Source organism: Lutibacter oricola, assembly GCF_900106565.1.
GTDB classification, from domain to species: domain Bacteria; phylum Bacteroidota; class Bacteroidia; order Flavobacteriales; family Flavobacteriaceae; genus Lutibacter; species Lutibacter oricola.
The window spans coordinates 177813-190120 of record NZ_FNNJ01000006.1 but is presented as its reverse complement, the minus strand read 5'-3'; the positions used below and the strand labels follow the sequence as shown (position 1 = coordinate 190120).

9 protein-coding genes are annotated in these 12308 nt (G+C 31.0%); 1 reads left to right on the top strand and 8 read right to left on the bottom strand.

The window, feature by feature from the left end:
• Positions 1–18: 18 nt before the first annotated feature.
• A complete protein-coding gene (locus BLU40_RS12160; RefSeq protein ID WP_175454785.1) occupies positions 19–2547 on the top strand; it encodes an ATP-dependent Clp protease ATP-binding subunit in 2529 nt (842 codons plus the stop codon).
• 59 nt (positions 2548–2606) lie between these two features.
• Here BLU40_RS12160 and BLU40_RS12155 read toward each other — a convergent pair whose 3' ends face one another.
• The 8 genes from BLU40_RS12155 to coaBC form a co-directional block, all read right to left on the bottom strand.
• Positions 2607–3563: a glycosyltransferase family 2 protein gene (locus BLU40_RS12155; protein ID WP_090123854.1), complete on the bottom strand. Its 957-nt coding sequence runs from the start codon at positions 3561–3563 to the stop codon at positions 2607–2609.
• Positions 3564–3683: 120 nt separating this feature from the next.
• A complete protein-coding gene (locus tag BLU40_RS12150) occupies positions 3684–5411 on the bottom strand; it encodes an acyl-CoA dehydrogenase family protein (protein ID WP_090123853.1) in 1728 nt (575 codons plus the stop codon).
• Positions 5412–5543: 132 nt separating this feature from the next.
• On the bottom strand, positions 5544–6563 hold the full coding sequence (locus BLU40_RS12145; RefSeq protein WP_090123851.1) for an electron transfer flavoprotein subunit alpha/FixB family protein: 1020 nt from the start codon (positions 6561–6563) through the stop codon (positions 5544–5546).
• A gap of 25 nt (positions 6564–6588) precedes the next feature.
• Complete coding sequence (locus BLU40_RS12140) at positions 6589–7464, bottom strand: electron transfer flavoprotein subunit beta/FixA family protein (RefSeq protein ID WP_090123849.1); 876 nt, start codon at positions 7462–7464, stop codon at positions 6589–6591.
• Positions 7465–7650: 186 nt separating this feature from the next.
• The gene (locus BLU40_RS12135) at positions 7651–8490 is read right to left on the bottom strand and encodes an enoyl-ACP reductase FabI (protein WP_090123847.1); all 840 of its coding nucleotides are present in this window, start codon (positions 8488–8490) and stop codon (positions 7651–7653) included.
• 45 nt (positions 8491–8535) lie between these two features.
• Complete coding sequence (recN, locus tag BLU40_RS12130; RefSeq protein ID WP_090123845.1) at positions 8536–10188, bottom strand: DNA repair protein RecN; 1653 nt, start codon at positions 10186–10188, stop codon at positions 8536–8538.
• Between the two features lie 23 nt (positions 10189–10211).
• On the bottom strand, positions 10212–11099 hold the full coding sequence (gene porD / locus BLU40_RS12125) for a type IX secretion system protein PorD (protein ID WP_090123843.1): 888 nt from the start codon (positions 11097–11099) through the stop codon (positions 10212–10214).
• On the bottom strand, positions 11092–12306 hold the full coding sequence (coaBC, locus tag BLU40_RS12120; protein ID WP_090123841.1) for a bifunctional phosphopantothenoylcysteine decarboxylase/phosphopantothenate--cysteine ligase CoaBC: 1215 nt from the start codon (positions 12304–12306) through the stop codon (positions 11092–11094). The genes porD and coaBC overlap by 8 nt, the downstream gene beginning before the upstream one ends.
• Positions 12307–12308 lie beyond the last annotated feature (2 nt).

Genomic DNA, 12308 nt, shown 5'->3' with positions numbered 1-12308 from the left:
CCATATAAACACATAGTTATGGACGATAATTTTTCACCAAAAGTTAAAGATGTAATAGCATACAGTAAGGAAGAAGCTATAAGATTGGGACACGATTTTATAGGTACAGAACATCTTATGCTAGGAGTTTTACGAAAAGGAGACGGCAAAGCAATAGAAATATTAAATTCATTAGATATTAACCTAGATCATTTAAGAAAAAAGATTGAAGGACTTAGTCCTAGCAATCCTTCTGCGTTACTTTCTAACGGTAAAAAAAGTCTGCATTTAACAAAGCAAGCAGAAAAAGCTTTAAAGACAACTTTTTTAGAGGCTAAACTGTATCAAAACGATTCTGTAAATACTGCTCACTTGTTACTTTGCATTCTTAGAAACGAAAATGATCCAACCACAAAGCTTTTAAATAACTTCGAAGCAAACTATGAAGATGTAAAAACTGTATTTAAACAGTTATTTACTGATGAAGAAATTGATACTCCAAGAGCTGACACTCCTTCTGATGACGATTTTGAAGCTCCAAAATCTAATCCTTTTGAGCAACCAAAAAGTGGAAAATCTCCACAACAAAAATCTAAAACTCCTGTTCTAGATAATTTTGGTAGAGACTTAACTCGTATGGCTGAAGAAGACAAATTAGACCCTGTTGTTGGACGTAAAAAAGAAATTGAACGAGTTTCTCAAATATTAAGTAGAAGAAAGAAAAACAATCCAATGCTTATTGGTGAGCCAGGAGTTGGTAAATCTGCCATTGCCGAAGGTTTAGCTTTAAGAATTGTTCAACGTAAGGTTTCTAGAATTTTATTTGACAAGCGTATAATATCATTAGACCTTGCTAGTTTAGTTGCAGGTACTAAATACCGTGGTCAGTTTGAAGAAAGAATGAAAGCTCTAATGAATGAATTAGAGAAAAATGAAGATATTATTTTATTCATTGATGAAATTCATACCATTGTTGGTGCTGGTGGAGCAACTGGATCTTTAGATGCTTCAAATATGTTAAAGCCTGCATTGGCTCGTGGAGAAATTCAATGTATTGGTGCCACAACTTTAGACGAGTACAGAACAAATATTGAAAAGGATGGAGCTTTAGAGCGTCGTTTTCAAAAGGTAATTGTAGAACCAACATCTGTTGAAGAAACAATACAAATACTTCATAATATAAAAGAAAAATATGAAGAACACCATAATGTAGATTTTACTAATGAAGCTATTGAAGCTTGTGTAAAATTAACAAACCGTTATATGACAGATCGTTTTTTACCAGACAAAGCTATTGATGCTTTAGATGAAGCTGGTTCTAGAATACATATAACAAATATTGTGGTTCCAAAAGAGGTTTTACATTTAGAAGCTGAATTAGAACAAATTAAAACTAATAAAACAGCTGCTGTAAATGGTCAAAAATATGAAGAAGCCGCTCGTTTACGTGATGATGAAAAAAGAGTTGAAGGTCAATTACAAACCGAACAAACTAAATGGGAAGAAGCTTCAAAATTAAATAGAGAAATTGTAACTGAAGATAATGTTGCCGAAGTAGTTTCTATGATGACAGGAATTCCTGTTAACAGAGTTGCAGAAGCAGAAACGAATAGATTACACGATTTACCTGAATTAATTAAAGGTAAAGTTATTGGTCAAGATGAAGCTGTTAAAAAGGTTGTTAAAGCTATTCAGCGTAACCGTGTTGGACTTAAAGATCCAAATAAGCCAATTGGTTCATTTATATTTTTAGGGCAAACTGGAGTTGGAAAAACACAGTTAGCCAAAGTTTTAGCTACCGAATTATTTGACAATGAAGATTCTTTAGTTAGAATTGATATGAGTGAATATATGGAGAAATTTGCCATTTCTCGTTTAGTTGGTGCACCTCCAGGATACGTTGGCTATGAAGAAGGTGGGCAGCTAACTGAAAAAATTAGACGTAAACCTTACGCAGTAGTTTTACTAGATGAAATTGAAAAAGCGCATCCAGATGTTTTTAATATGTTACTTCAAGTTTTAGATGATGGGCATATTACAGATAGTTTAGGTCGTAAAATAGATTTTAGAAATACAATTATTATTATGACATCTAATATTGGATCACGTCAATTAAAAGATTTTGGTTCTGGTGTTGGTTTTGGTACTTCATCTAAAAAAGCACAAGCAGATGCAAATGCTAAAAGTGTAATTGAAAATGCCTTAAAAAAATCGTTTGCTCCAGAATTTTTAAATAGAATTGATGATGTAATTGTGTTTAATGCATTAGAGCGTGAAGATATTCATTCAATTATTGATATTGAATTGAAAAAATTAGTTTCTCGTATTGAAGATTTAGGTTACAACTTAAACTTAAGTGATGAAGCTAAAGATTACATTGCCAATAAAGGTTTTGATAAGCAATATGGAGCTAGACCTTTAAAACGTGCAATTCAAAAATATATTGAAGATGCATTGGCTGAAGAAATTGTAAACTCTAAATTAAAAGAAGGCGACACCATAACTATGGAACTTGATAAAGATAAGGATGAGCTTACAATTAGTATAGAAAAAGACAAAGTTGAGTAATCAACAAAAAACATAATTAAAGAAAGGTTGAGCAATCAACCTTTTTTTTTGCTCAAAACTTAACTTCTAGGTTTTAAGTAACCGATTATAAAACCAGAACCGTAACCACAAAACTGAATTAGCGTTGTAACAATACTTGCCGCAGCAACTAGAATACTTTTATTTTTTAATAATGAATCAATAAAAATTACGGCAAAATATAACCCTACCAAACCAATAAATAAATTAATACCTGTAATAAAAGCTACTATTGAAAATAATAAACCTATTAAAAAAACTGAAGGAAACCAATAGGTAATTTTGGCAGTTCCAGGAAATTTTGCATTCAAAAATGGCCTTCCTTTTCCAAAGGCAAAAGTTTGTTTAAAAAACTGCTTAAAAGTAGATCTTCGTTTATGGTACACAAAAGCACCTTCAATAAATTGAGTATCAAATTTATGCTCCCAAATTCTAAAAGTTAAGTCAATATCCTCTCCTATTTTCATTTTAGAAAAACCTTCAGTTGCTTCAAAAGCCTTTTTTGAAATTCCCAAATTAAAACTTCTTGGTTGAAATTTATCTACTGCTTTTTTACTTCCTCGAATTCCACCGGTTGTAAAAAAGGAAGTCATACTATAATTTATTGCTTTTTGAATAATTGTAAAAGATTCGTGCGCAGCATCTGCACCTCCATAAGCATCTGTATAATTATTAATTAAAGCTTTTTCTACTTCATTTAAATAGTTAGGCGGAATTATACAATCTGAATCAAAAATTATAAAGTAATTTCCAGAGGCCTTTTGCATTCCATAATTTCGACTTGCTCCTGCTCCAGTATTATTTTTTAAAAAATATTTTAATTGAAGTTTCTCTTGGTAACTCTCAACAATTTCTTTTGAAATATTTTCTGATCCATCTTCAACAATAATAACTTCAAACTTTTTAGTATAAGTTTGGGTTGTTAAACTTTGCAATAATTCGTCAATTTCTTGAGGTCTATTGTAAACTGGAATTATTATTGAAAAAAGTAACTTCACTATTTTTTGATTTGAAGCAAATTTAAACTAAAAAATTGTCATTCTAAATGAAATTCAGCATCTAAAAAAAGATTTTTCGCCTCACTTAAAATGACAATTTTTATAATTATTTTAATAGAATTAGTTCTGTAAAACCTCTAAATCTACATCTTTGTACATCTCTAAATTTTCTAAACTAAACCCTCTCATATAATCAAATCTCTCTTTGTTTTCAGATCGTACTAAATTTACAAACAACCTTGCAGTCTTCACAAATTTCTCATCTTTTTGACTATTCAATACTAATAAATACCCCATAATAATATTACCGGCCATTTCTACTAGCCTAGTTGAATGAAAGTCTATCAATTCAGCACTATCTTGATCTACAACTCTTTTTACAATAGTTTGATATTTTTCTGCCATTTTATGAAGTTTTGTTCTTACTTCACAGTTTTTATCTGATACTAACGCATCATACTCTTTAATTTGATCGAAGAAAACTCCAGTAGTTACACCTTTAATTGCAGCTACTGCTTGTAATTGAGATGTTCCTTCGTAAATTGAAGTAATTCTAGCATCTCTATAAATACGTTCTATCGGAAAATCTTTCATAAAACCAGTACCTCCGTGAATTTGCAAAGAATCGTAAGCAATTTTATTACAAGCCTCACTTGCAGTTAATTTAATAAGAGGTGTAAACACGTTAGAAAGTTTAGCATAGTGTTTCATTTCCATACGTTCTTCTTTCTCTAGCTTTCTATCTTTCATAACTTCCTCATAAGCTTTTAAAAGATCTACAAAACGTGTAGTTTCATATAATAAAGAACGAAGTGCATCTACTTTAACTTTCATATTGGTTAACATTTCGTAAACCGCTGGAAAATTCACAATTTCTTTCCCAAACTGCGCTCTTTCTTCAGCGTATTTTAAAGCTTCTCTATAAGCAGCGTCTGCAATACCTACAGATTGCGCACCAACACCTAAACGCGCAGAGTTCATTAAAGACATTACGTATTTAATTAAACCAAAACGCTCTTTCCCTACTAATTCAGCAGGAGCATCTTTAAACACTAATTCACAAGTTGGAGAACCTTTAATTCCTAGTTTTTTTTCTAAATGTCGAACTTCAACTGCGTGATCATTTCTATCGTAAATAAACATAGATAATCCACGAGCATCACTAGTTCCTTCTTCAGAACGAGCTAACACTAACGAAATATCAGCATCACCATTAGTAATAAAACGCTTAACGCCATTTAAAACCCAAGTATTTTTTTCTTCATCAAAAACAGCTTTTAGTTTTACTGCTTGTAAATCCGATCCTGCATCTGGTTCTGTTAAAACCATTGCTGCTGTTGCTCCATCTCTATTAAATCTAGGTAAAAACTTTTCTTTTTGTTCTTCTGAACCAAACTCGTAAATAGTTTCGGCACAATCTTGAAGTCCCCAAATATTTGCAAACCCAGCATCAGCACGTGCTACCATTTCCGCAGCCATTACATATGGCAATAAAGGAAAATTTAAACCACCATATTCTCGAGGTAATGCCATACCAACAAGACCAGCATCATACAATGCTTTATAATCTTCAGTAGTTCCTTTAGCATAAATTACTTCGTTATTTTCAATATGTGGACCTTCAATATCTATAGATTCTGCATTATTAGCTATTGTATTTGCGCAAATATCTCCTACTATTTCTAGTACTTTCTCATATGAATCTATTGCATCTTCATGATTCAAAGGAGCATAATCAAACTTTTCAGATTGCTCAAAATTATCTTCTTTTAATTGTACAACTTTTTTTACAATTGGATCTTTAAGGTGAAACTTAAAATCCGGTGTATCTTTGAAAAAATTATCCATTTTTTTCTATTTTATATTATTTATAGAAATTCTAAAAATGCGCCATTCGTTATTTTTTTAATGAGATGCTAAAACAAATTCAGCATAACGATTACATTCTATTTCAAAACTTCTATTTATTTTATTGTTTAACTATTTTGCGTTCTCCTTATAATATTTAATCATTTTAGGAAGAACAACTCCTAAATCACCCGTAATTACATAATCTGCAATATCATTTATTGGCGCTTCAGGATCATTATTTATTGAAATAATCATAGAGGCATCCTGCATACCAGCAGTATGTTGGATTGCACCTGAAATACCTGCAGCAATATATAATTTAGGTCTAACCGTAGTTCCGGTTTGTCCAATTTGACGGTTATGATCAATAAAGCCTGCATCTACTGCTGCTCTAGAACCTCCAACTTCACCTCCTAAAATATTAGCGAGATTTTTTAGTAAGTCAAAGTTTTCTTTTGAACCAACTCCGTATCCACCAGCCACAATAATAGGTGATTCTTTTAAGTTTACACCAGATTCTTCAATATGACGGTCAATTACTTCCACAACAAAGTCTTCATCTTTTACAACACCATTTACTTCAACAGTAATAACCTCTGTGCTATAATTCTCATCAATAATCTCTTTTTTCATTACACCTTCTCTAACCGTTGCCATTTGAGGGTGCATATCCCAGTTTATAATATTTGCCATAATGCTTCCTCCAAAAGCAGGACGAATTGCATACAACAAATCTGTATATTCTTTCTTTTCTTTTTTAACAAAATGATCTCCAATATCTAATATTGTAGCATCTGCTGTTAAACCACAATTTAATTTTGAAGCTAATCTAGGTGCTAAATCTCTTCCTATTGAGGTTGCGCCGAACAAAACAATTTGAGGATCTTGCTGTTTTAACACTTTATAAGCCAAAGCTGCGTGAGGTAATGTTGTGTAAGGTTCTAATCTTGCATCATCTGCAACAAATAATTTATCAACTCCATAAGGTGAAATTTGACTTTCAATTCCTTTTAAACTATTTCCAAAAACCATTGCTTCTAATGGACAACCTAATTTTTGAGCTAATCGTTTTCCTGCTGATAATAACTCTTGACTAATTTCTGCGACTTTTTTATTTTCTACTTCGCAATAAACAAAAACACTTTTCATTTTTACTAATTTTAAGTTATATCAACTACCCAATGGTGTGATGTTCAATTAATTCTTTAATCATTCCTTCAATGTCACTATCCGAATCTGTTAAAATTTTAGATTCATTTGCAGTTAACACAATACTTGAAACGCTTTTAACTTTAGTTGGCGAGCCTGCCAATCCAATTTTTGAAGCATCAGCCTCAATATCTTCAACACTCCATTCTGGAATTGTTAAATAAGGGCGTTTTTTATGTAGATTAAGTAACACCTCATCGGCAGATCTTAGCTCTGATTTAGTTCTTGCATATTTATATTTCATTACATTTTTTGCAATTCTAGATCTGCATTTTGGAGAAGAGCCATGTACGGTCATTAAACAAGGATATGGAGCAGCTACTGTTTCAATTCCTTTAGACAATCTTCGTCTAGCAATAATTTTATCTTCTTCGATTTCTAAAATTTCTTCAACATAAGTTACTTGAGGAATGTTTAACTTATCTGCACATTGTGGTCCTACTTGAGCTGTATCTCCATCAATGGCTTGTCTTCCTCCAACAATTAAATCATAATCAGATATTTTTTTAATTCCTTGAACTATGGTGTAACTAGTTGCAAGAGTATCTGCACCTCCAAATCTTCGATCGGAGATCATAATACCATTGTCAACTCCACGATAATAACCTTCACGAACAATATCTGCAGCTTTTTGTGGCCCCATTGTTAATATAGTTACTTCTGTTCCTGGAATTCGATCTTTTATGTTTAATGCCAGTTCTAGCGCATGTAAATCGTCCGGGTTAAAAACAGTTGCCAATTTACCTCTATTTACTGTACCATCTGGTTTCATGGCATCAGGACCCACATGACGTGTGTCCGGTACTTGCTTTGCAAGTACAACAATTTTAAGTGGTCTCATAAAATATTTTTACTATTTAGATATTTGATTTCTTAAAATTAAAGGAATTAAACCACGTAAATACTGATAATACTCATACTTCAAAAAAAAGACACGTAAAGATTAACCACTTCATTAAAAAAAAGACAAAAAAAAAGCAGCAATTTTAAATTGCTGCTTTTTTATATTTTATTAAAAGTGTGTGTGTTACTCACCTTTTTCTTCTTCTGGAAATTCTCTTTCCATAAAATCACTCATAATTGCAGTACTTACTCCCATATTTGAGAATCCACCATCATGAAATAAATTTTGAAGAGTTACTTTTTTTGTTAAATCTGAGAATAATGAAATTGTATAATCAGCACATTCTAATGCTGTAGCATTACCAAGTGGAGACATTTTTTCTGCATACGCAATAAAACCATCAAACCCTTTAACTCCACTACCAGCAGTTGTTGGTGTTGGTGATTGAGATATAGTATTTACTCTTACATTTTTATCTCTTCCGAAGAAATAACCAAAACTACGAGCAATAGATTCTAAATATGCTTTATTATCAGCCATATCATTATAATCTGGGAATACACGTTGAGCTGCCATATATGATAAAGCAACTACACTTCCCCATTCATTCATTGCATCTTTTTTATACAACATACTCATTACTCTATGAAATGATAATGCTGACACATCAAAACCTGTTTTTGTAAAATTATAGTCTTGATTTGTATAGTGGTTTCCTCTTCTTACGTTAACCGACATTCCTATTGAATGTAATACAAAATCAATTTTTCCTCCTAGAATCTCCATCGATTTATCAATAAGATTTTCAAGATCCATCATTGAAGTTGCATCTGCAGGTACAACTTGAGAACCCGTTTTTTCAGCCAATTCAGATATTGTTCCTAATCTCATAGCAACAGGTGCATTTGTTAATACAAAAGTTGCACCTTCTTCATGCGCTCTTTCAGCAACTTTCCAAGCTATAGAATTAGCATCTAATGCTCCAAAAATAATTCCCTTTTTCCCTTTTAGTAGGTTGTACATATTAATTCTTCTTTATTTTATTTCAGTGGCAAATATAGTAAATTCTTAATTTAATAGCTCTTTTGCGTGTTCAATTGCTGTAGAAGTTATATTTTTCCCTCCTAACATTTCCGCAATCTCATTAACTCGCTCATTATCTGATAATTGCTTAAGTTTTGTTACTATATTATTATTTATATCTTCTTTATAAACTTTATAATGTTGTTGTCCTTTGGATGCTATTTGTGGTAAATGAGTAATTGTAATTACCTGCATGTTATCGCACATTAGTTTCATAATATCAGCCATTTTTTGCGAAACGTCTCCAGAAACTCCTGTATCAATCTCATCAAAAATAATAGTTGGTAAACTTAAATACTCCGATAATATTGCTTTAACAGATAACATTATCCTAGATAATTCTCCACCAGAAGCAACCTTTTTTAATTCACCAAAATTGGCTCCTTTATTTGCCGAAATTAATAACTCCAACTCATCCTTTCCATTTTGAAAATACTGTTTTGTATGTTTTAAGTTAAACTTAAACCTTGTATTTTCCATACCTAAAGTTGCAAGTAAATTTTCTAACTTTTTAACCAACTTTGGAATTGCTTTTAATCTATCGTTACTTATTTTTTGTGCTAAAACATCAATTTTTGCTGCAACTTCATTTACTTCATTTTCTTTAGCAGTTAATTGACCTGAAGAGTTTTCAACAGCCTCCACTTTTAAAGATAAATTATTATAAACTTCAATTAGTTCTTTATTAGAACCAACTGTATGCTTTTTTTGTAAATTATATATTAGCTGTAATCTATCGTTTAACTTTTCAATTTCACCAGCATCCAATTGAATATTTTCATTAGCTAATTCAACTTCATTAGCTACATCATCAAATTCAATTTTTACACTATTTAATCTTTCATAAAGCTCTTGATACTCTTTAGAATATGAAGATATGTTGGCTAATTTTGATGTTATTGAATTTAATAAAGATTGCAAACCTATTTCTTCAGCAAAAGATACTTCTTGAATTTCTAAAAGGTTTGTTTTTATTTCTTCAATATTATTTAATTTATCTAACTTTTGTTCAATACTTTCTTGTTCATCTACAACTATTTTAGCTTCATCTAACTCTTTAAACAAATGCAAATTATACTCGTATTGTTCTTTTGCAGCTTGCTGATTACTTTTTAAATCGGTAAGCTCCTTGTTTAACTTATTAAATAACTTTAAACCTCTTTTGTATGATTCTATTTTTGCTGCAGTTTTTGCTAATGCATCTAATACTTTAAACTGAAAACTACTTGTAGAAAGTTGCATTGTTTGATGCTGAGAATGAACATCAATAATTTTTTCACTTAAACCTTGTAATACAGAAAGTGTTGTTGGCGTATCATTTATAAAAGCTCTTGATTTACCACTAGGTAAAATTTCTCTTCTAATAATTGTTTCTCCTTCAAAATCTAGATCATTATCTCTAAAATAAGGTTCTAAATTATATTTAGAAATTGAAAATTCAGCTTCAATTATACATTTAACTTCAGGATTTTTTAAGGTTGAAGAATCTGCTCTTTTTCCTAACACCAAACCTAACGCGCCAAGTAAAATAGATTTACCTGCACCTGTTTCTCCAGTAATTATAGACAAGTTATCCCTAAAACTAACTGATAGATTTTCAATTAACGCGTAATTTTTTATAGAAAGGTTTGTAAGCATTTGTTGGTTATAATCTTAAAAAATTATTTAATGCTATTCCATTTTGATGAATTTAATGGAGACATTTTTAACAAGTCTTCTTTTAATTTAAATACATCCATATATGGTCCATCAGAAAATGTTTGTACAATTTCATCTGCTTTAGAATCCATAAATACACGTAATAAAAAAGCATTTGGACGATTATCGTAAATAGATTTTAAATCTAAAATTGATTTAGCAATTTCGTTTTTACCAGATTTTTTATCTTTTATTAAGTAATCTAAACCTTTTATATGGTAATTATACATGGTAGATCTAAACAAACTATATGTTGGTGATAGTAAATTATCAATCAAAGTAAACCTTGTATTTGTTCCATCATTTTGATTCCACCCTAAATAACCACTTTGTTGTGCTTGTACAACAATATCTTGTGCTTGTGTGTAATAACTTGTTCCTCCATTTAGGGTAAACGTATCTGCATCCATACCTAAAACAGTATACACATAGAATGATATTACAGAAACTAAATTCGATTCAAAAGCTGTTGCATTGTATAACAAAGGCGCGTATTCAGTATAATTAAAAGTAAAATTACTATCCTTAAAGTTAAAAACCGGTGTTAAATATGTTGAATTAAATACTGGTCTAGAAGATTGAATTTGAATATGACCTTTAAAAGTATCACCATCACGTTCTAGTAATGTTAAGGTTAAATTACACCCAATACGTTCTTGAGGTTTATAATTTAAATTTGTCCAACGCTTTTGATTTATAAACTCGTTTAACGAAGTTTCTAACGTTTTAAAAACCTGCTTATTTGAACCAGGAATTTTATCTGAATTTACTGAAATTGTACAATTTAATTCTTGTGCTTTTACTTGAAAAGCGACCAATAACAAAGCAAATATAAAAAGTAGTTTACGCATAAATTCGTTTCAAAATTTCATTAAATATATCTTCAGCTACCTCAGCTTTAGATTTTAGACTAAATTCTGAAATATTTTCGAATTTATCAATTATAGTTACTTTATTTGTTGGCTTTTTAAATCCTGCTCCTTTATCTTGCAGAGAATTTAACACAATTAAATCTAAGTTTTTCTTAGTTAATTTAGCCGTTGCGTTTTCTAATTCATTATTAGTTTCTAAAGCAAAACCAACTAGAAACTGGTCTTTTTTGGCTTTTCCTAACGATGCTAATATGTCTTTTGTTTTTACCAAATCAATAGACATTACATCTGTTGATTTTTTTATTTTTTGTTCAGAAATTTCTTTTGGTCTGTAATCTGCAACTGCAGCAGATAAAATTGCAATTGTTGATTGCTCATAATTTCCATGAACTTCGTTATACATTTCTTCAGCACTAACAACATTAATTCTCTCAATTAAGTTAGATGATACTTGCTCGTTAGATGGGCCAGTTATTAATTTAACGTTTGCTCCTAAACTAGCTGCTGTTTTAGCTAATTCAAATCCCATTTTCCCTGAAGAATGATTTCCAATAAAACGGACAGGGTCAATTGCTTCGTAAGTTGGACCAGCTGTAATTACAACTTGTTTATTATACAATGGCATACCTTTAATAATATCGTTTTCAATAAATGAAACAATATTTTCTGGCTCTTCCATTCTACCTTCACCAATTAAACCACTCGCTAAAAAACCACTAGATGGTGGAATAAAAACGTTGCCAAATGTTTGTAATTTCTCTACGCTTTCTGTTGTGGTTGGATGTTTATACATATCCAAATCCATTGCAGGTGCAAAATACACCTTACATTTTGCCGATAAATATACTGCCATTAACAAGTTATCACAAACACCACTAGCCATTTTAGCCAATGTATTTGCTGTTGCAGGTGCTACCAACATATAATCAGCCCATAAACCTAGTTCTACGTGGCTGTTCCATTCTTCAGTATCTTCTTCACCTTTTTCAAAAAAAGAAGAATATACTGGGTTATTTGATAATGTTGATAGTGTAAGTGGAGTTACGAACTCTTTAGAAGCAGGTGTCATTACAACTTTAACTTGTGCACCTGCTTTTATAAATAGTCGTACTAAATGTGCTGTTTTATAAGCAGCAATACCGGCGGTAACGCCTAAAAGAATTTTTTTACCGCTTAAAATAGACATTT